Below are 20792 nucleotides of genomic sequence, written 5' to 3'. Positions count from 1 at the left end.
ACCCATGACGACGCCCCCGACACGGCGGCCCTCTTCAGCCGTCTCGCGGCTCTGGAGGAGGGCCCGGAGCGGGACGCGCTGCGCGACGAACTGGTCGCCGCCTGGCTGCCCATGGCCCACCGCATCGCCGGCCGCTTCCGCGACCGCGGCGAGTCCGTCGAGGACCTGCGTCAGGTCGCGGCCCTCGGGCTGGTCAAGGCCGTCGACCGGTACGACCCCTCGCGCGGCGCCTTCGAGAGCTACGCGGTGCCCACCATCACCGGTGAGGTCAAGCGGCACTTCCGGGACCGGATGTGGGCGCTGCGCGTACCGCGCCGGGTGCAGGAACTGCGCAACCGGGTCCGGGTGGCCCGCCGCGAACTCACCCAGAATCCCGGCTCCGCCGAGCCCACCATCGCGGACCTCGCCGCCCACACCGGGCTGACCGAGGACGAGGTCAGCGCCGGCCTGGAGGCCCTGGAGAGCTTCAGCACCCTGTCCCTGGACGCCGAACTGTCCACGGGCGAGGACGGCTACAGCCTCGCCGACACCCTCGGGGAGACCGACGGCTCCTACGACGTGGTCGTCGACCGGGAGGCGGCCAAGGAGGGGCTGCGCAGGCTGCCCGAGCGGGAGCGGGCCATCCTCTACATGCGCTTCTTCGAGGACATGACCCAGAGCCGGATCGCCGACAAGCTGGGCATCTCCCAGATGCACGTCTCCCGCCTCATCAGCCGCAGCTGCGCCCGCGTCCGCGCGGAAGCCCTCCGTCGATGACGCCTCCCCCCGAGCCCGCCCTCCGCGGACGCGCCGGCGGCGGAGTGTCCGTCCGCAGGACGGGTACTCAGTGATCCCCACGGCCGGCCGTCCCATCGGGGCCGCACTTCGCCCCTCCCCCGGGCTTCGACGACAGGGAGGCACAGCCATGCCGACACCACTGCCCTTCCGGGCGTCCGAATCCCTTCACGGCCTGTCCGCCGTGGTCACCGGCGGCTCCCGCGGTCTCGGTCTCCTCATCGCCGACGAGTTGACGGACCGCGGCTGCCGGGTCACGCTCGTCGCGCGGGACGCCGCCGAACTCGGGCGGGCCGAGGAGCTGCTTCGGCAGCGGCATCCCGAAGGCTCCGTCCGCACCGCCGTGACCGACGTGCGGGACAGAAAGGCCCTGGCCGATCTCTTCCACCGGACGGCGGCGGACCGCGGGGGCGTCGACGTGGTCGTCGCCAACGCCGGCATCATCCAGGTCGCACCAGCCGAGACCGTCGGCACGTCCGGATTCGACGACGCGATGGGCGCGATCTTCCAGGGCGCGCTGAACACCAGCCTCGAGGCACTCCCCTACCTGCGCCAGAGCCGGGCCGGCGGACGGCTGGCTCTGATCGGCTCGGTGGGCGGTCTGCTCGCCGTGCCCCATCTGCTGCCGTACTCGTGCGCCAAGGCCGCCGTGGGGGCCCTGGCCGAGGGGCTGTACGCGGAGGCGGCGCGCGACGGCGTGTCCGTGACCGCCGTGCATCCGGGCCTGATGCGCACCGGCTCGCATCTGCACGCCGTGTTCGGCGGTGACCGGCGCCGCGAGTTCGCCTGGTTCTCCGCTCTCGCCGGCACCCCGCTGCTGTCGATGGACGCCCGCCGCGCGGCCGATCGCATCGTCACGGCCGTCCAGCGCCGCCGGGTCCGTCTGGTGCTCACCCCCGCCGCCCGCGTCGCCGACAAGGCCCACGGCCTCGCCCCGGCGCTCACCGCCCGGATCAGCCACGCGACGACCGCGCTGCTGCCGACCGCGGAAGGCGAACCGGAACTGCGTCCGGGCATCGACGTCGAACCGGCGACCCCCCGCACGCTCGGGGAACGCCTGCGTTCCGTGGGCAGCGCGCTGAACGACCGGGCCGCCCGTGCCTACAACGAACGCCACCGCACCGCTGCGGAGCGGCACCAGGCCTGACCTCACCACGACCGGACCACCGAGCCCGCCGGGCCGGCCCTGTGCGGTGCCGCCGGCCAGGCGCCACCCATGCCGACCGACCCGAGGAGAGACCATGCCCCGCGACGACGACCCGCAGCACGACCGCTCCCGTCCCGCCCGGACCGCCGCGGAAGAGGTCCTGGAGGAGTTCGAGGAAGCCGAGACCGACCCGCGCCACCGCGAGGAGACGGACCGGCGCCGCGGGGAGAGCGGCGACGGGATCACACCCGACCCCGACGCCCAGGAGGACGCGAAGGGCGAATGATCCGTGCTCGCGCATGAATGCTGCGTGGCCGGACACCCGGGAAACCAGTTGCCCGACGACAAGGAGTCCCTTCGCATGATCACTCCCCCTCCGCAGACGCTGCGGGCGCTGCTGGCGCGCTATGCGGAAGCGTGTGTACGGATGCTCGAAGCCGACACGGCCGCGCGGCGGCGCGTCGTCCAGGACACCGCGTACACGCTGTGCGTCGCCACGGGGACATGCGACATCAAGGACGCCCTCGCGGAGGCGGACCGGCTCCTGGCCGAAGGCCGGTCGGACGCGTCGGTCCGTCGCCCCGGGGCGGGTCGGGACCAGGCCGGGCAGACCCTGGTCGCCTGAACCCGGACGCCGCACCGGCCGCCGGGCGTTCCGGCGGCCGGCGGGAGGCGTCGGTCGGCCTGTGCGGGGAACTCGGCCCGCCACCAGCACGCAGGACTCCCGCGTCGGCCGGGGCGGAGTCCCGTGCCCCGCGCCGGACGAATGAGGTAGTCACCGTGGAAAGCCGAAACGACCCCGACGGCGTCGCGCTGTCGCCGCACGAGCGTCTCGCCCTGTGGGGTATCGAGGCGGGACTTCGCCAGGACCGACGTCTCGTCCGACGGATGCGCCACCCGGTCTCGCGGCCGGCACGGCTGCCCGTGTCGGTCGCCGCGCTGACCTGCGTGTCACTGCTCCTGCTCGTGACCGGGATACTCACCTCCGACCTGGCCGTCCTGTGGTGCCTCGTTGCGCTGTGGCCCGTCACCGTCCTGCTGGCCTTCCGGATGCTGCGCCGCGCGGCCGTCGCCGAGGAACGCACCAGGACCCGGCCGTGAAACCGCGGAAACCGGCGGCGCCACGAGGGGGCGCCCGCCGGTGTTCCCGGCGAGGGGGGTCTAGTTGAGCGTCTTCCGCGGATCGCGCCGCGTGGCATCGGCCCACACCGTCGGCAGCTCCCGTTCCCGCCGGTCGGCGTCGGCCCACTCCTGTCCGTACAACAGGCCCCAGACGAAGGAGGGTTCGCCGGCCGCGTGGGCCGCCAAGGTCATCCTGCGCAGGGCGTCCCGGGCCACGACGCTGTCCTGATGGTCGCCGAGCACCTTCTGGAGCGCCTTGACGCGCTTGCCCAGGCGCTTGGCCGGTTTGCCGAGTGCGTCGCGGGCCGGCTCCGTCGCGTACCGCGTCTTCTTGGCCGCCTTGCGGGCGTTGTGGAGTGCCGTGTCACGTTCCGGCCCCGGCGGAAGTTCCAGCCCGTGGGAAACCCGGCCGGCGAGACGGTCGTATTCCTTGAGGACGGCCTTGGCCATGACCTTCTCCGGCTTCCGGTCGGCCTTGCCACGCAGCGGGGGCTGTTCCGTCAGCGCCGCCAGAGAGTCCAGAAGGGCCAGGTAGCGGGGTGAGTTCAGGGCGTCGAGGGTGCGCCGGCGGGCCTCGGAGCTGTTGTTGAGGTCCCACACCTGCAGCCGGGCGGCGACGGGGCCGAAGAGCAGTTCCGCGGGCAGCGCGTCGATCCTCGTACGCAGCCGCTCCCGGAGCACCTCCTGGTCGCGTTCCGCGCCCAGTTCGTCTCCCAGCCACTTGAGTTCCCCGCGGACGGGATCGGTGACCGCGCGGTCGAGGACGGACCGGTAGGAGCGCAGGACGCTGCGCAGCCGCCGGCAGGCGACGCGCATCCTGTGCACCGAGTCGGGCACGTCACGCCGTACCGCGGGGTCCAGGTTCACCAGGGTGCCGATCAGGCCTTCCACATGGCCGAGGACGGCTTCGCCGGCCGAGCCCGGCGCCACGGTCTCGCCGGCACGCCGGTCCGGCAGACGGGGCGCTCCCGCCATCGTCTCCGCCAGAGCCCGGGCGAACTTGGACGGAGCGTGCGAACGGTCCACGCCGCTCTTGCGCAGCGTCTTGTCCACGAGGTCCAGAAGCACCGGGTCGGTGTCCGGTGCGAGTTCGACCTCCATCTCGGTCCAGGAGGCCAGCGTGCCGGGGGCACGCAGGGACTCGGCGCGTACCGCGTCGATGCTCAGCTCGGCGAGGACGGCGTTCCCGGAACCGACGAGCCGCCGTACGCCACGGGTGGTGCGGATCCGGACGACCGGCCGCACGTCCGCTCCACGGGTACGGGAAAGGGCCAGCTCGCGCAGCGAGTCCGGAGGGCCGTCGGACAGCGGGGCCGTTACCTCTTCCCGGCTGTCCCCGGACAGCGGCAGTTTGAGGTGCCAGCCCGCGTCGCTTCCGCCCGTCCTCCGCCTGAGGGCGGCCGAGGAACCGGCCAGGCGCAGGTCGTCCGTGTCGTAGTACACGGCGTCCAGCGTCTCCGTGCCCTGATCCACGACGGACACGATGCCGCCCACCCCGGTGAGGTCGGGCAGCCATGCCGTGGTGTCGGGCGACGGTGCGTCGTACTTTCGCTCTGTTTCCTGCTTCGTGTCGGTCATGTCCTGCGCGTACACGCCTGGGCCCCGGACAAACATCGCCGGCCCGGGTCCGACGGTCCGTCAGGGCTGCAGCAGGGTTTTGATCATGCCGTCACGCTTGGCCTGGAAGTCCGCGTACGCCCGTGGCGCCTCCTCCAGGGGCAGGTGGTGGGCGGCGAAGCCGTCCACGCCGAGGGGGTCGCCGTCGGTGAGCAGGGGGAGGATCTCACCCAGGGCAACACGTTCGCCTGGCCCATCCGGAACTGGAGCTGCTTGTCGAACATGCGCAGCAGCGGCAGGGGGCCCATGGCCCCGCCGTACACCCCGGAGAGCGAGACGGTGCCGCCGCGCCGCACGAGGTCGATCGCCGCGTACAGCGCGCCGAGCCGGTCCACGGCCGCCTTCTCCATGAGCGGCTGGGCCAGCGCGTCGGGCAGCAGTCCCGTCGCCCACTGGGCGGCCTTGGTCACGTGGCTGCCGTGCGCCTCCATTCCGACCGCGTCGATCACCGCGTCGGTGCCGCGCCCGTCGGTCAGTTCGCGCACCGCGTCCCCGAGGTCCTTCTCGTGCCGGCGCAGATCCAGGCAGGTCACCCCGCGCGCGGAGGCCCGGTCGAGGCGTTCGTTCACGAGGGCCACACCGATGACCAGCCCGGCGCCCCGGTGCTGGGCGACGCGGGTGGCCATGTCGCCGATCGGGCCGAGCCCGAGCACGGTGAGCGATCCGCCGGGCGGCCGAGCCGGTCGTGGATCGGTCGGGGGCTCGGGACAATCATGGGCATGAGCGACCGAATGTCCGATGCGGAGAACCGGCTGGCCAGGATCGAGGGGCTGCTGGAGAGCGGCGAGCACGACGTGGTGCCCGCGTGGCGCAGGGCGACACAGGGCGAGCCGCGGTGGGCGGTGACCGCCGTGATACTGGTGGCGATCGCCCTGCAGCTGATGCTGCCGCACCGGCTCACCTTCCAGCCGTACTGGGCCCTGCCGGTCCTGGAGATGGTGCTGCTGGCCGGCGTCATCGCCGGCAACCCCCGGCGGGTCGAGCCCCGCACCCGGTGGCTGCGGCTGCTGGGACTGGTGCTGATGGGGGTGATCAGCCTGGCCAACGGCTGGGCGGCGGTCCGGCTGGTGGTGGGGCTCGTGGACGGCACCGAGGGGCGTGACGCCGGGCCGCTGCTGCTGATCGGCGGGGGCATCTGGCTGACGAACGTCATCGTCTTCGCCCTCTGGTACTGGGAGTGGGACCGCGGCGGGCCGATGGCCCGGGTCCTCGGCCGGCACCAGTACGCGGACTTCCTCTTCGTGCAGATGCAGAGTCCGGAGACCGCGCCGCAGGACTGGGAGCCGGCCTTTCTCGACTACCTGTACCTGTCCTTCACCAACTCCACGGCGTTCAGCCCGACCGACGTGATGCCGTTGTCGCACTGGGCCAAGATGCTGATGATGCTGCAGTCCTCGGTCTCCCTGGTGACGGTGGTCCTGGTGGTGGCGCGGGCCGTCAACATCCTCCAGTGACGGCGGTGACGGCACCGGCGGCCGGGCTGCCTTAGGTTCGTCCCCATGAGCGAAGACTCCTTGCGCCTCGTCACGGTCGAGCGCACCGGCACCGGCCTTTTCACCGCCACGAACGCCCGCGGCGGCACGATCGCCTTCGGCACCGGCGACGGCACCGGGTTCACCCCGGTCGAACTGCTGCTCGCCGCGATCGGGGGCTGCACGGCGGCGGACGTCGACGTGTCCACGAGCCGCCACGCGGAGCCGACCGGGTTCACCGTCACCGTCAGCGGCCACAAGGTGAGCGACGAGGACGGCAACCGGATGGCGGACCTCGCGGTCGCCTTCTCCGTCACCTTCCCGGAGGGCGCGGCCGGCGACCGCGCCCGCACGATCCTGCCGCGGGCGGTCGCCGTCTCGCACGACCGGCTGTGCACGGTCAGCCGCACGGTCGAGGCGGGAACGCCGGTCACCGTGTCGGTCGAGGACGTCTGAGGCCCGTCGCCGGGTCGGGAGCGTCGTCGTGCGTCTGCCGTCAGCCGGAGGTCGGCACCGTCAGGTGGCCGAGCGCCGCCGGGCCCGAACGGGGCTCGACCGAACATGCCGAGGCAGCGGCCGCCGGAGCCTCCCCGATGGGGGTGCGCCGACGGTTCACTGCGGCGCCGCGGGGGTGTTCGCGCAGTTCCCCGCGCCCCCAGGAAGGTGGGACTTCGCGCCGTGGTTCACTGTGCGCCGCCGGGGCTCAGGCTCACGAGGGGCCCACGGCCTCGCCGCCCACCCGGACACGTCCGTCCTCTGCACGGGCGGCCTCCCGGTCCGGCTAGAGGTCGTCCGAGGCGCCGAGACCGGTCAGCGCGCCCACCGGGTCGAGGTCGGGGGTGCCTCTGGGCCACCAGTCGTCGTGGCCCGGCTCCGATTCGTAGGCGTACCACAGCCCGTCGCGGCCGAAGCGGAGCTGGAGGTGGCCGCCCGGGTGGGTGAGGTGGTTGCGCCACGGCCGGAAGGCCGGGAGGTCGGCGGCGAGCAGCAGCGGCCGGGCCCGGTCGAAGCGGCCGGCCGGCGGGTCCCAGGGCTCCTCCAGTACGGCCAGCCCCTCCAGGCCGCCCTGCCGCCAGGCGGCGACCGCGCGCGCCAGGTCGCCCGGGGTACGGCCCACCGCGTCCGCGAGCGTGGCGTAGAGGGCGCGGGTGGACGCGGTCAGGCCGGAACCGGGGCGGGCCGCGGCGAGCCGCACCGCGTCCTGCCAGAGGGTCAGTTCACCGACCGGGTCGTGTCCGGTGGTGAGCAGGGCGTGGGCACGGGCCGCCGCGTCGGTGGCCAGCTGGTCCAGCGCGAACGGGTCCGGGCCGCCGGGCACCCCCGGATACACCGGCGGCTGCTCGGGGTGCGCCGGCGCCGGCAACGGAGGCGGCAGCGGCGGGAGTCGACGCGGCGCGAGGGCCTCGGTGGCCCGGACGCCCGGCAGTGCGGCCGGCTGCCGCTCCCGGGCCGCGCGGGCGGCGTTGCGCCGGGACAGCGCGTCCAGCACCTCGCGCTCCCCGCGGCCGCGCAGCAGGAGCAGCACGAACGGGTCGGCGTCCAGCAGCCGCGCGGTCTGGTAGCAGAGGGCGGCCGCGTGCTTGCAGGGGTGCCCGAAGTCGGGGCAGCTGCACCGGGGATCCAGCTCACCGGGCCCCGGCAGCAACGGGACCCCGCTGTCGGCGAGGGTCTGCGGCAGCTCCTTGTCGAGCAGCGCGGCGATGTCGGCGGGCCGGTCGGCGGCGGCCTCCAGCAGCCGCTCCCACTCGTCCTCGCCGAAGGTCCGCAGCCGCACCTGCACGCGGTACGGCCGGGGGCGGCTGCCCTGCACGTACGCCAGGACCAGCCCCGGGGTCACGGTGATGGCGTCCACGTGCCCGCGCTCCGCGTAACCCCGCCCGCGCACCAGCCGCTGCACGTCCAGCGCGCCCTCTTCCAGCGCCCGCACCCAGGCGTTGCCCCACCAGGTCTCGGCGAAGTCGGAGGCAGGGGCGGAGGCGGAGAGCCGGGACGGGAGGGGCGGGAAGGTACGGCGGAGTTCGGTGTCGCGGTGGGGGGTGGCCATGGTGCGCGGGAGACGAGGGGCCGGCTCCGGGTGGGCGGTGGCGGTCACAGCGGGGTGGGGCTCAGGCGTGCCCGGGGCGGGCTCGGGCATGGCTACGGCCACGCGCGCGGGCTCGGACTCCGGCACGGGGTCGGGAGGGTTCGGCTCGGGCTCAGGAGTGTTCGGCTCGGGCTCAGGAGTGTTCGGCTCGGGAGGGTTCGGCTCGGACTCGTCCCTCGGCATCCGGAACGCGGTCGCCAGGAACTGCTTCAGGTCACGGGCGGTGCGACCGCGAGCCATGGACGCCGGGGGCGACGGCGAGGGCAAGGGCCGTCGCCGTACCGGGCGGACCGGAGGCTGTTCCGAAGCCTCCGCCGCAGCCGCTTCCTCGGCCCGCCTCGCCTCCGCGCGCGCAGCACGCAGCGCCTCCCGCGCGACGTCACCGGGACGGCCGCCCGGCCGGCCGGGAGCCGACGCGCCGCTGTCGGCCCGGTCGGTCCGCTCGGCCTGCTCGGCCCGGTCGGTCCGCTCGGCCTGATCGGCCTGCTCCGCAACCGCACCCGCTTCGGCCTGGGCCTGGGCCTCGGGCTCGGGCTCGGCATCCCGCCTCTCGGCCTCCTTCGCGGCGGCGGCCACCCGCAGCGCCCGACGCGCGGCGTCCCCCGGCCGCGGCACCCGCTCCGCCCGTTCGCCCTCTCCCCCGCCCGGGGCCACCGCGTCGGCCCCGGTCTCCGCCTCGCGCCCCCGCGCCGCCCGCAACGCGCGTCGTGCCGCATCCCCCGGCCGCTCTTCGCCCGCGCCGCTCATGACGTCCTCCGCAACGACACCAGGTCGGACAGCTCGCGGTCGGTCAGCTCGGTCAGGGCGGCCTCGCCGGAGCCGAGGATCGCGTCGGCGAGGGCCCGCTTCGCCTCCAGCATCTCCGCGATGCGGTCCTCGACGGTGCCCTCGGTGACCAGGCGGTGCACCTGGACCGGCTGGGTCTGGCCGATGCGGTACGCGCGGTCGGTGGCCTGTTCCTCCACTGCCGGGTTCCACCAGCGGTCGAAGTGGACGACATGGCCGGCCCGGGTGAGGTTGAGGCCGGTGCCCGCGGCCTTCAGGGAGAGGACGAGGACCGGGGTCGCGCCGCTCTGGAAGCGGTCGACCATGCGCTCCCGCTCAGGCACCGGGGTGCCCCCGTGCAGCAGGTCGACGGGGACCGCGCGGGCCTCGAGGTGTGCGGTGATCATGCGGGCCATGCCGACGTACTGCGTGAAGACGAGCACCGACCCGTCCTCGGCGAGCACGGTGTCCAGCAGCTCGTCGAGCAGGGTGAGCTTGCCGGAGCGGGCGGCCAGGCCCTCGATGCGGGACTCCTCCTTCAGATACAGCCCAGGGTGGTCGCAGATCTGCTTCAGGGCGCCGAGGAGCTTGAGCACCAGACCTCGGCGCGCGATGCCGTCCGCCGTCTCGATGGCGAGCAGCGACTCGCGCACCACCGCCTCGTACAGCGCGGCCTGCTCGCGGGTGAGCGGGACGGGGTGGTCGGTCTCCGTCTTGGGCGGGAGCTCCGGGACGATCCCGGGGTCGGACTTCTTGCGGCGCAGGAGGAAGGGACGGACCAGGCGGGCCAGCCGGGCCACCGCCTGTTCGTCCTCGCCGTTCTCGACGGCGCGCGCGTGCCGGGCGCGGAAGGACTTGAGGGGGCCGAGGAGGCCGGGGGTGGTCCAGTCGAGGAGGGCCCAGAGCTCGGAGAGGTTGTTCTCCACGGGGGTGCCGGTGAGGGCCACGCGCGCGGGGGTCGGGATGGTGCGCAGGGCTTTCGCGGTCGCCGAGTAGGGGTTCTTGACGTGCTGTGCCTCGTCGGCGACGACCATGCCCCAGGGCTGTTCGGCGAGGGTGCTCGCGGTGGCGCGCATGGTGCCGTACGTGGTGAGGACGAAGCCGCCGCCGAGACCGTCGAGGGTGCGGTCCGGGCCGTGGAAGCGGCGGACCGGGACGCCGGGCGCGAACCGGGCGATCTCCCGCTGCCAGTTGCCGAGCAGCGAGGCCGGGCAGACCACCAGGGTCGGCTCGGTGCGGGCCCGCTTGAGGTGCAGGGCGATGACGGTGATCGTCTTGCCGAGGCCCATGTCGTCGGCGAGGCAGCCGCCGAGGCCGAGGGCGGTCATCAGGTCGAGCCAGGCCAGGCCCCGCAGCTGGTAGTCGCGCAGGGTGGCGTGCAGGCCGGCGGGCGGCTCGGCCGGCTGGACGCCGGCGGTGAGTCGGTCGCGCAGGGCCGCGAGGACGCCGACGGGGACCGCCTCGACCCGCTCGCCGTCCACCTCGGCCTCGCCGGTGAGCGCGACGGAGAGCGCGTCGACCGGGTCGAGCAGGCCGAGTTCGCGCCTGCGCGCCTTGCGGACGAGGGCCGGGTCGACGAGCACCCAGCGGTCCCGCAGCCGTACGACCGGGCGGTGGGCCTCCGCGAGGGCGTCCATCTCGGCGTCGCTCAGCGGATCACCGCCGAGCGCCAGCTGCCAGCGGAACTGGAGCAGTTCCTCGCTCTCGAAGAAGCCGGTTCCGTCGGTGGCCGAGCCGGGGGCGGGCCGCACCACGGCCGCCGCGGTCAGGTCCTGGGCCAGGTCCCGGGGCCAGTGCACCGCGACCCCGGCCGCCGCGAGCCTGGTCGCCGCCACCCCGAGCAGCTGTCCGAGCTCCTCCTCGGAGAGCGCGAGGACGTCCGGGACGTCCTCGTCCGCGAGGCGGGCCAGCGGCGGCCACACCCGCGCGGCACGCCGCACGGCCAGCGCCGCGTCCACGCGCGCGCGGGGGCCGAAGGCGGCGTCGGACGCCCCCGACCACAGCGCCGCCGCGTCGGTCACCAGGGTCGGGTCGGCCAGGCTGTGCACCTGGACGATCGCCGCTCCCGCGCGGTGCGCGCCCTCGCCGTCGTCGAACAGGTCGTACGCCGACAGGTCCAGGCGCAGCGAGATCCGGACGCCCGCGTCCATGCCGGCCGCGACCTCGGCGGCCCACTCCCGGGCGTCGGGCAGCCGCTGGGCTTCACGGGCGGCGAAGGCCCTCCCCGCGGTGTGCGGGGCGGCCGGGGTGCGGGGCAGGGTGTCGGCGACCGCGTCGAGGAAGGAGCGGACCAGCGCCTCCGGCTGGGGCAGCAGGAGCGGGCCGGGGCCGGGCAGCGGGACGGCGTGGCCCTCGGCCGGCAGGGCGTCGGCGACCGCGCGCAGGTGGGCGATGTCGGCGGGCTCCAGGGGGCCGGCCCGCCAGGCGTCGTGTCCGGCCGGGGTGAGGCCGGGCAGCAGCCGGCCGCGGGCGGCGAGCCGCAGCGCGTGCAGGGCGGCGGCACCCCAGCAGGCGGTGGCGGGGTGGGCGGCCGGGTCGCGGCGGGCCCGGACGAGATACGGGAGGGCGGCGGCGAGCGGCAGGGTGAGCGCGGGCACCTGCCGGCGGCGGACACCGGTGGCGCCGTGCCGTCGTACGACCGTGAGCTCCTCGGTCGCGGGGCCGGGCAGCGGGTCCCCCTCGGGGTCCCAGAAGGCCATCCGGCCCTGCCGGGGAAGGTCGGCGGGCAGGTAGACCGCGGCCAGGCGCACCGGTACGCCCGCGCCCTCCGCCGTCGTGCCGCTCATACGTTCTGCCACCTCCCGCCCACCTGTCGGATCAGACGTCTTCGACTGTACGGGCGGGGTCTGACAGTCGGCCCCGGCGACCGGCCGGGGCGGCGGCTCACGGCACGGTGCGCGAGACGACGTAGATCATCGGGTAGTTCGGGTCGGCGGTGTTCACCACCACGTCCTGGGTGGGCGCCGGGTTCTTCTGCTTGTGCGTCAGGCCCGACCAGGTCCCGGGGACGGTGAACTTCCAGCCGCTGATCTTCTGGTCGCGGGAGCTGATGCTGATGTCGTTCTTCCTGAGCGCGTCCCGGTTGACGCCCATGCCCTCCAGGAAGCTGTCCAGTCCGGCGCTGTTGGTGCGGAACTGGACGTAAAGACGGCTGGTCTTCCAGTTGTTCGTCTCGTAGTACGCGATCCGGTCGGCCGGGTGCGGGACCGGCACCTGGTAGAGGCGTCGCTGCACCTTGGAGGGCCAGCCCGCGGTGAGGCCGGTCGCCGAGTACTTGGACTCCTTGTCCTTGCCGCTGTTGCGGCTCTGGGCGGCGGAGATCACCAGATAGCCGGCCGGGACCCCGATGAGCAGCACGATGATGAGCAACGTCAGCGCCCGGCGCCTGGCCTTGTGCCCCGGGGTCTCGGGCGGGCGCCGCGGTTCCTCCGGGGACGCGGCCTGACGGGGCAGCGAAGCGGTCATGCGGTGTCCCGGGTACGGCGGGCCTCCGCGAACCGCTCGTAGCGCTCGTACCGCTCGACCCGGCGCCGCTTGGCGCGCCGGAACCGGCGGGCGACCAGGCGGGCGAGGTCGGCGGCGCCGACCATGCCGGCCTCGGGGCCCAGCTGGGCGCGGGCGATCCGGGCCTCGGGGCGGTAGCCGCGGCCGGTCAGCTGGCGCTTGAACGCGTCCCGCGCGGGGCCGATGAGCAGGTCGTCGGCGGCGCTGACGCCACCGCCGATCACGAAGCAGGAGGGGTCGAGGGCGGCGGCGAGGTTGGCGATGCCGACGCCGAGCCACTGGCCGATGTCCTGGAGCAGTTCGACGCACATCGCGTCGCCCTCGCGGGCCAGCTCGGTGATCATCGGGCCGGAGATCTCGTCGATGTTGCCCTTGACGTGCTCGATGATCCCGTAGGCCACCGGGGAGTCGGCGGCGGCCAGCTCCTTGGCCTCGCGGACCAGCGCGTTGCCCGAGCTGTACTGCTCCCAGCAGCCCCGGTTGCCGCACGGGCAGCGGTGGCCGCCGGGCACCACCTGCATGTGGCCGAATTCGCCGGCGACGCCGTACTTGCCGCGCTTGACCTGGCCGTCCTCCAGGATCGCGCCGCCGATGCCGGTGCCGAGCGTGATCATGACCAGGTGGTCCTCGCCGCGGCCGGCGCCGAACCGCCACTCCGCCCAGGCCGCGGTGTTGGCGTCGTTGTCGACGAGGACGGGGACCGAGAGCCGGCCGGAGAGGCGGTCGCGCAGCGGTTCGTTCCGCCAGGACAGGTGGGGGGCGAACAGCACGCGGTTGCGGTCGGCGTCGACCCAGCCGGCGGCGCCGATGCCCACGGCGTGCACGTCGTGCCGGTCGGACAGGTCGAGGACCAGTTCGACGATCGTGTCCTCGACGACCTTGGGGCTCTTGGACTTGTCCGGGGTCTCCGTGCGGAGCTTCTCCAGGATGTTGCCGTCGGCGTCCACGACGCCCGCCATGACCTTGGTGCCGCCGATGTCGATGCCGACCGTCGGCACGCGGGGGGCCGTCAGGTGGGACCGGCGCTCCCTGGTGCCGACGGTGCGCAGGACCGGGGCGCGGCGGGAGCCGATGGGGGCGGTGAGGTCGCGGTAGGTGCTCATCGGGCTCGATTCTGCCGTACGCGTGCGTGCGGTGCCGTTCGGGGGAGATAAGCCTTCGGCGGGGGACCCCCCGCGACCCTTTCCGGGGCGTTGCAGTACTCCTCCACGAGACCACCGACCCCGACGGCCACATTGTCCGGACATTAGAACCAGGACGCCGGCGCCCTCAGGACCGCACGAGCAGCTGGAACTCGAAGGAGTAGCGGGTCGGGCGGTAGATGTGGTCGCCGAACTCGACGGCGCGGCCGGTGTCGTCGTACGTGGTGCGCTGCATGGTGAGCAGCGGGGCGTTCTCCGGCTCCGCGAGCCGGTCCGCCTCGGCGGCCGTGGCGCCGCGGGCGCCGATGGACTGGCGGGCGCTGTGCAGGGTGATCCCGACGGTCCGCATCAGGCGGTACAGGCCGGTCGCCTCCAGCTGGGCGGTGTCCAGGTCGAGCAGGCCGGGGGGCAGGTAGTTCGTCAGGTACGCCATGGGCTCGCCGTGCGCCAGCCGCAGGCGTTCGATGCGGTGCACCTCGGTGCCCTCGGCCACCCCGAGCGCGGCCGCGACCTCGGCGGACGCCGGGACGACGGTGTTGACCAGCACCTTCGTCGCCGGGCGCTGGCCGGCCGACTCCAGGTCGTCGTAGAGGCTGCTCAGTTCCAGCGGGCGCTTGACCTGGCTGTGCACGACCTGGGTGCCGACGCCCCGGCGCCGGACGAGCAGGCCCTTGTCCACGAGGGACTGGATGGCCTGGCGGACCGTCGGCCGGGACAGCCCGAGCCGTCCGGCGAGCTCGATCTCGTTGCCCAGCAGGCTGCCGGGGGTGAGCGAGCCGTGCTCGATCGCCGCTTCCAGCTGCTGGGCGAGCTGGAAGTACAACGGGACCGGGGAGCTCCGGTCCACACTGAGGTCGAGCGTCACGGTCGGGTCCACATCTGGTTTGGGCACGGGGCCGAGCGTATCCCCGTGACGGGTTGACGGGAAGTCGTGTAGTTCGATTGTCCGGACATACGGATTGACAGCGCGCGGGGTGCACCAGCACCTTGTTCCCATGCGCATCGGGGTCATCGGGACGGGCCGCATCGGCACCATTCACGCGAACACGCTCAGCCGTAATCGCGAGGTCGGATCGCTGATCCTCACGGACGTGGATCCCCAGCGGGCCCAGGATCTGGCACACCGGCTCGGGGAGACTGCGGCGCCCGGGACGGACGAGATCTTCAAGTGGGGTGTGGACGCCGTGGTGATCACCGCCGCGACCTCGGCCCACGCCGACCTGATCGGCCGGGCCGCCCGCTCCGGACTGCCGGTCTTCTGCGAGAAACCCATCGCCCTCGACCTGCCGGGCACGCTGCAGGCCCTGGCGGAGGTGGAGAAGGCCGGGACCGTGCTGCAGATGGGCTTCCAGCGGCGCTTCGACAAGGGGTACGCCGGTGCCCGGGAGGCGGTGCGCTCGGGCCGGCTCGGTCGGCTGCACACCGTACGGGCGCTGACCTCCGACCAGTCCCCGCCGCCGCCGGAGTGGCTGCCGCTGTCCGGCGGGCTGTTCCGGGACACGCTGATCCACGACTTCGACGTGCTGCGCTGGGTGACCGGCCGCGAGGTCGTGGACGCGTACGCGACCGGCTCGGACGCGGGGCCCGCGATGTTCCGCGAGGCCGGTGACGTCGACACCGGCGCGGCGGTGCTCACCCTGGACGACGGCACGCTGGCCACGGCGACGGCGACGCGGCTGAACGGCGCCGGGTACGACGTGCGGATGGAGCTGGCCGGCGAGCGGGACACCGTGGTGGTCGGCCTGGACGACCGTACGCCGGTGGCCTCGACCGAGCCGACCGGGCCGCCGCCCGCGGACAAGCCGTGGCCCGGCTTCCTGGAGCGGTTCGGGCCCGCCTACGAGGCCGAGCTGTGCGCCTTCGTCGACGTGGTGCGGGGGCAGCTGGCCAACCCCTGCGACGGGCGCGAGGCGCTGCAGGCGCTGCGGATCGCGGAGGCCTGCGAGATCTCCCGGCGCGAGCGCAGACCGGTGCCGCTCGCGGAGATCCCGGACCGGCCGGCCTGACCTGCCCGGCCTGCTGCCTGCCTGGCGCGGCGTGCGGCTACCAGCGCACCGGGAGGCTGCGTACTCCTCGCATCAGGGTGCCCGGCAGCCACTCGCCGTGCGGGCCGTCCAGGGCGAGGTGCGGGGCGCGCCGAAGGAGGGTGCGCAGGGCGGTCCGGCCCTCCAGCCGGGCCAGCGGCGCGCCCAGGCAGTAGTGGATGCCGTGGCCGAAGGCGAGGTGGCCGCGGTGGTCTCGGCGGATGTCGAACCGGTCGGGCTCGGGGTAGCGGTCACCGTCGCGGTCGGCGCCGGCCAGGCTGATCATCACGGACTCGCCCGGGCCGATGGCGGTGCCGGCGATCTCCAGTGGCTCGGCGGCGTACCGGTATGCCGCGAGATCCCGTACCGCTGGGCAACCTCCATGATCGGCAAACCGTCGACCAATTCCCGCACCACCAAGTACCTCTCGGCCAACCGCTCACCCTGCTGTCGGCTCTGCGCCTCCTGAGTCACATGCGAAACATCCGAAGCCCCATCAGAGCACACCGGTGGTGGCCAGAGAACCGCCGACGTCACCGAGGGCCGGGCGCCTCGAAGTGGGCACTCCGCGGTGGGCGAGGATAATTCAGGCAGATGGCGCCGGCTGCGCGGCAGGCGCTGCCAGGCAGAGAGCAGCACCCCGGGGAACACACGGCGACGCTCACCCACCAGCCTCCGACGCAGCACCGTCCACCCACACCTTCAGCTAACGAAACTCCGAACCAGGACCGGCCAGTCCACCATAACCACGGACATCAGCCGGACCACCGCCCCCGGCCCCGGCCCCGTTCCACCGCTCAACGGCAAGAACACGCGCCTGCTCCTGCATCACACCCCGCACCGCCTCCACATGCCCCGTCCCCGAGCGTTGCCCAACCTGCACGCCACGATCGGCCACCATCCCCGCCCGCGCCACACTCGCCACATCCGCCCAATACCACTCCCCCACCCACGCCCCCGCATCCCGCTCCAGCCCCACCCCGGAAACCTCCCCGTACACCTCACTCGCCCACATCATCCACTCACGCGGCACCTCAACCACCTCCCCCCCACCCCGGCCACTTCCCCCCGGAACAGCAAACCACTCCCCCACCGGCCCCACCGGCCCCCCACCAGGCAACCCCACCCCACCCGGCACGAACCCCCCACCCCACCCCTCAAACCGCACATCCCCCGCATCCGGAACCCCCCCGAACGACCCGCCCCCCACCCCCAAAGACCCACCCCCCAACAAACCAACCTCCACCCCACCTGCCTCCCCGCCCCCCGAATCCCACCCACCACCACCCACACCAAAACTCGACCCATCCACAGCAAGCCCACCCACCGGCAACCCCAACCCCTCAACCACCTCGCCCACACCCGCATCCAACGCCAACAAACCAGCCTCAGTCACCCAAAACCTGAAGCCCTGGCCTTCACGAATCACGTACTCGTATTCCCTCGCCAGAAGGCCCGACAGGATGTCGGGCATCCTCTCTTTTAGGAATCCGGTTTTCTCCACGATTTCCTCCACCTGCGGCAGCTTGCCTTCTTCGGCATGGTCAGAGGAATAGGACCATATGGCCTGCAGCACCATAAACTCTTCGTCATTGAGTTCCGGGAGGACCGCCCGGGCACCCGCAGCCCCGCCCGACAGCGCACGCCCAGCTCCCCCCTGCCTCCCGCCGGCCGGCCCAGCAGCCGCGTCCACATGCGCCCCGAGCACCAGCCGACCCGCGTCACCCAGCCGATACCTAGGCCCCTCGCGATCGTCGCAGCCCAGGAGCCCCCGTGCCGTCAGCCCTATCAGCCGTTTCTCCAGATGATGAATCGCACCGATGTCCCCTGCCCTCACCAACCGGCCTGTCCGTTGGCTCGTGTCCCAAACGATCTGGAGCAGATCACGCTCGGCGGGTTCAAGGCTCGAGCTGCCCACCTCACTGAGACTCCACTTAGCAACGAGGTCACGCACAAGCCGCCCGAGCACCTCCCGGCCATCGCTGGCCAGAACATACCCTCCCCTCGATTTGCGTTCGAGCAATTTCTTCTTGCCCAATCTATTCACAAGGGTGGCAACCACTCCTTGGGTCGTTTTCTGGCCAGAGGTCTTCTTCATTTCGTCGACGATGACCTTCGAGCTAGGCACAATGCCTCCCTCCAGCGTCGAAAGCCCAAGAACCACAAACACCCGGTGCTCCGTGGGACCGAGGCCGTAAGTCTTGTCGGCCGGGCGGCGGGACGACCCAGCCGACTCGCCCGCCGCACCCGCCGACGACAACATCACCCTTGCGGACTCCCAGACCACATGACGCGCCTGCACACCCTCCCCGCCCCACAGAAGCCGCCGCGCCCGATCAAACAGTTCATCCCCCGCCGCCCCCACACCCTCCCCGCCCTCCGAACTCCACCCACCACCCCCCACACCAAGACTCGACCCACCCACAGCAAGCTCACCCACCGGCAACCCCAACCCCCCAACCACCTCACCGCCCGCACCCGCATCCAGCCTCAGCGCAACCAAACCAGCCTCAGCCACCCAATACCTGAACCCTCCATCCTCACGGATCACGTACTCGTATTCCCCCGCCATGAGCTTGGACAGCAGGCGGGACACCTCCTTATCCTTAAATCCAGTTGCCTCCACGATTTCCGCCACCTGCGGCAGCTTGCCTTCTTCTGCATGGTCAGAGGAATAGGACCATATGGCCTGCAGCACCATAAACTGTTCGTCATTGAGTTCTGCGAGGACCGCCCGGGCGCCCACAGCTCCGCCCGGCAGGGCACGCTGGGCTTCCCCCGGATTCCCGCCGGCCGGCCCGGCAGCCGCGTCCACCGGCGGCTCGAGCACCAGCCGGCCCGCATGCCCCAGCCGATACCTATACCTCGAGCGATCATCTCTGCCCAGAAAGCCCCTTTTCGCCAGACTGGCCAGCCGTCCCCTCAGCGTGACCTCATGAAGGTTTGTGCTGATTTCCTCTGCCTTCACCAACTGGCCCGTACGTTGCTGCACATTCCAAACGGCCCGGACCAGATCACGCTCGTCGCGTTTAATTATCAAACTGCCCGACTCATCGAGACTTCCGTCCGGCTCATCGAGGCTTCCGTCCGGCTCATCGGAACTCGGCTCGCCAAGGAGCCAACGCACAAGCTGCCGGAACACCTTCCGGCCGTCGCTGCTCACAATAAGCACTCCAAACGTTACCCTCTTCAGCAGTTCCTTATTCGCCAGCCTAGACACAGCAGCGTGGGCCGCAGCTATAAACTTTTCATCGTTGGAGGCCTTTTCGATGTCGATTTTTTCGGCGATGGTCTTTGCAGTCGGCACATAGCCTCCCACCGCCACCGACGCAAGAAGCCCAATAACCACAAACACTTGGTGCTCCGTGGGACTGAGTCTGTAAATCCTGTCGGCCGGGCGGCCGGACGGCCCAGCCGGCTCGCCGTCCGCCGACGGCAACACCACCTCGACGTCCTTCCAGTCCACATGACGCGCCGGCACATCCTCCCCACCCCACAAAAGCCGCCGCGCCCGATCCAACAGCCCATCTCCCGAACCCTCCACACCCTCCCCGCCGTCCTCCCCGCTGTCGAGGCCGTCTCCCCGGCCCGTTCCGTCGGCCTGTCCGGAGTCCGCAGACGCCAGCAACCCACCCCCCGAGCGCGCATCCCCCGCATCCGGAACCACCCCGAACAGCTCACCAGTCGCCCTTACGCCCAAAGACTCACCCCCCAACAAACCTCCCTCCACCCCACCAGCCTCCCCGCGCCCTGCACCAAGACTCACCCCATCCACAGCAAGCTCACCCGCCGGCAACCCGGGCCCCCCAAGCACCTCGCCGCCCACACCCGCATTCAGCATGATCGCAACCAAACCGGCCTCGGTCACCCAATACCTGTGCCCTCTATCCTCACGGATCACGTACTCGTATTCCCCCGCCATGAGCTCGGACAGGAGGCGTTCAATCTTCACTCCGGAATATCCAGTTCCCTTCTCGATGTCCTCGATTTGCGGCAGCTTGCCTTCATTGGCGGGGTCAGAGAAATAGGACGATATGGCCAGCAGCACCTCGTGCGCGCCGTCCGGGAGCCCTGGGAGGGCCGCCCGGGCGCCCGCAGCTCCGCCCGGCAGGGCACGCTCAGCTTCCCCCGGATTCCCGCCGGCCGGCCCGGCAGCCGCGTCCACCGGCGGCTCGAGCACCAGCCGGCCCGCATGCCCCAGCCGATACCTATACCCCTGGCGATCATCTCTGCCCAGAAAGCCCCTTTTCGCCAGGTCCGTCAGCCGTTTGTACTTCGTGGCCCGATGAAAGCTCGTGTGGATGTCATCTGCCCTCACCAACTGGCCCGTGCGTTGCCTCACGTTCCAAACGACCCGGAGCAGATCAGCGTCTTCGGATGCACGGATCGAGCTGCCCGCCTCACCGATACTCCACCTGGCTACGAGCCCACCCACAAGCCGCCGGAACTCCTTCCGGCCATCGATGCTCAGATAACGCGGTCCCCCCTTGTCATGCTGGATCAGCAAACACTTTTGCGTCAGCGTATTCACTAAGGAGCGGACCGCTACTTGTGTCGTTTTCTCGCCGGAGGTCTCGCTGATTTTTGCGGCGATGGTCTTTGAATCCGGCACATAACCTCCCTCCGGCGTCATAAGCCCAATCACCACAAACCCCCTGTGTTCCTTGGCTCCGAGAGTCAGCTCGCCGCCCGACGGCAACTTCACCGTGGCCTCCGACCAGACCACATCACTCGCGGGCTCGCCCTCTCCCCTCCACAAAAGCTGCCGCGCCCGCTCCAGCAGCCCATCGCCATCCAGGCCCCCCGCACCCTCCCCGCCCTCCTCGCCGTCCTCGCCGTCGAGGCCTTCCCCGCCGTCCTCGCCGTTCCCGTGGCCTGTTTCGCCGGCCTGACCGAAGTCCGCGCCCCCCCACAACCCATCCCCCAAGCGCGCATCCCTCACCTCCCCCACCACCCCGAACGGCCCACCACCCAACCCGGCATCCCCCACCCCCTGCCCACCCTCCCAACCCTCCCGACCGTCCCAGCCCTGCCCGCCGTCGAGGCCCTGCCCGCCGTCCCAGCCCTGCCCGCCATCCCAGCCCTGCCCGCCATCCCAGCCCTGCCCGCCATCCCAGCCCTGCCCGCCATCCCAGCCCTGCC

Annotated in this window: 16 protein-coding genes and 2 pseudogenes; 8 read left to right on the top strand and 10 right to left on the bottom strand. The window is 72.2% G+C overall.

The annotated features are described in order from the left end of the window. The 5 genes from JF597_RS01905 to JF597_RS01885 all read left to right on the top strand — a co-directional run. Positions 1-756: SigB/SigF/SigG family RNA polymerase sigma factor (locus JF597_RS01905; protein WP_293987676.1), on the top strand; the 756-nt coding region annotated here is incomplete at its 5' end. 148 nt (positions 757-904) lie between these two features. After that, positions 905-1921 (top strand): SDR family oxidoreductase, encoded by a 1017-nt coding sequence (locus JF597_RS01900; protein ID WP_293987673.1) that lies wholly within the window; start codon positions 905-907, stop codon positions 1919-1921. Positions 1922-2015: 94 nt separating this feature from the next. Next, complete coding sequence (locus tag JF597_RS01895) at positions 2016-2207, top strand: hypothetical protein (RefSeq protein ID WP_293987670.1); 192 nt, start codon at positions 2016-2018, stop codon at positions 2205-2207. A 75-nt stretch (positions 2208-2282) separates the two neighbouring features. Continuing rightward, positions 2283-2546 (top strand): DUF5133 domain-containing protein, encoded by a 264-nt coding sequence (locus tag JF597_RS01890; RefSeq protein WP_293987667.1) that lies wholly within the window; start codon positions 2283-2285, stop codon positions 2544-2546. 155 nt (positions 2547-2701) lie between these two features. Continuing rightward, a complete protein-coding gene (locus JF597_RS01885; RefSeq protein WP_293987664.1) occupies positions 2702-3022 on the top strand; it encodes a DUF3040 domain-containing protein in 321 nt (106 codons plus the stop codon). Between the two features lie 60 nt (positions 3023-3082). On the opposite strand, the gene JF597_RS01880 is transcribed toward JF597_RS01885, so the two are convergent. Further along, entirely contained in the window at positions 3083-4621 is a 1539-nt protein-coding gene (locus tag JF597_RS01880) for a CYTH and CHAD domain-containing protein (RefSeq protein WP_293987661.1), read from the bottom strand. Positions 4622-4681: 60 nt separating this feature from the next. Beyond that, positions 4682-5334, bottom strand: a pseudogene (locus JF597_RS01875) (zinc-binding dehydrogenase); the annotation flags it as partial. Between the two features lie 45 nt (positions 5335-5379). Here JF597_RS01875 and JF597_RS01870 point away from each other — a divergent pair. Beyond that, a complete protein-coding gene (locus tag JF597_RS01870) occupies positions 5380-6114 on the top strand; it encodes a hypothetical protein (protein ID WP_293987659.1) in 735 nt (244 codons plus the stop codon). 45 nt (positions 6115-6159) lie between these two features. Continuing rightward, entirely contained in the window at positions 6160-6588 is a 429-nt protein-coding gene (locus tag JF597_RS01865; protein WP_293987656.1) for an OsmC family protein, read from the top strand. A gap of 325 nt (positions 6589-6913) precedes the next feature. Here JF597_RS01865 and JF597_RS01860 read toward each other — a convergent pair whose 3' ends face one another. The 5 genes from JF597_RS01860 to JF597_RS01840 form a co-directional block, all read right to left on the bottom strand. Beyond that, positions 6914-8962, bottom strand: coding sequence for an SWIM zinc finger family protein (locus tag JF597_RS01860; protein ID WP_293987653.1), 2049 nt, complete (start codon positions 8960-8962; stop codon positions 6914-6916). After that, complete coding sequence (locus tag JF597_RS01855; protein WP_293987651.1) at positions 8959-11766, bottom strand: DEAD/DEAH box helicase; 2808 nt, start codon at positions 11764-11766, stop codon at positions 8959-8961. The genes JF597_RS01860 and JF597_RS01855 overlap by 4 nt, the downstream gene beginning before the upstream one ends. Before the next feature lie 97 nt (positions 11767-11863). Further along, on the bottom strand, positions 11864-12445 hold the full coding sequence (locus JF597_RS01850; protein WP_293987648.1) for a sugar kinase: 582 nt from the start codon (positions 12443-12445) through the stop codon (positions 11864-11866). Continuing rightward, a complete protein-coding gene (locus JF597_RS01845; RefSeq protein WP_293987645.1) occupies positions 12442-13587 on the bottom strand; it encodes an ROK family glucokinase in 1146 nt (381 codons plus the stop codon). Before JF597_RS01845 ends, JF597_RS01850 begins: the two co-directional genes overlap by 4 nt. A 166-nt stretch (positions 13588-13753) precedes the next feature. After that, positions 13754-14491, bottom strand: coding sequence for a GntR family transcriptional regulator (locus JF597_RS01840; RefSeq protein WP_293987679.1), 738 nt, complete (start codon positions 14489-14491; stop codon positions 13754-13756). A gap of 130 nt (positions 14492-14621) precedes the next feature. On the opposite strand from JF597_RS01840, the gene JF597_RS01835 reads away from it, so the two are divergent. Beyond that, the gene (locus JF597_RS01835; RefSeq protein WP_293987642.1) at positions 14622-15632 is read left to right on the top strand and encodes a Gfo/Idh/MocA family oxidoreductase; all 1011 of its coding nucleotides are present in this window, start codon (positions 14622-14624) and stop codon (positions 15630-15632) included. Between the two features lie 37 nt (positions 15633-15669). Here the strand turns inward: JF597_RS01835 and JF597_RS01830 are convergent. The 3 genes and pseudogenes from JF597_RS01830 to JF597_RS01825 form a co-directional block, all read right to left on the bottom strand. Then, positions 15670-16011: pseudogene (locus JF597_RS01830) on the bottom strand (cytochrome P450); the annotation flags it as partial. Then, on the bottom strand, positions 15936-16124 hold the full coding sequence (locus JF597_RS55420) for a helix-turn-helix domain-containing protein (protein ID WP_366916367.1): 189 nt from the start codon (positions 16122-16124) through the stop codon (positions 15936-15938). The gene JF597_RS55420 and the pseudogene JF597_RS01830, both read right to left, overlap by 76 nt. A 232-nt stretch (positions 16125-16356) precedes the next feature. Continuing rightward, complete coding sequence (locus tag JF597_RS01825; protein ID WP_293987640.1) at positions 16357-20640, bottom strand: hypothetical protein; 4284 nt, start codon at positions 20638-20640, stop codon at positions 16357-16359. Between the last annotated feature and the right edge of the window lie 152 nt (positions 20641-20792).

The organism is Streptomyces sp. (assembly GCF_019510245.1).
In the GTDB taxonomy this organism is placed as follows: Bacteria; Actinomycetota; Actinomycetes; order Streptomycetales; family Streptomycetaceae; genus Streptomyces.
This window is presented reverse-complemented; position numbering and strand designations above follow the sequence as displayed.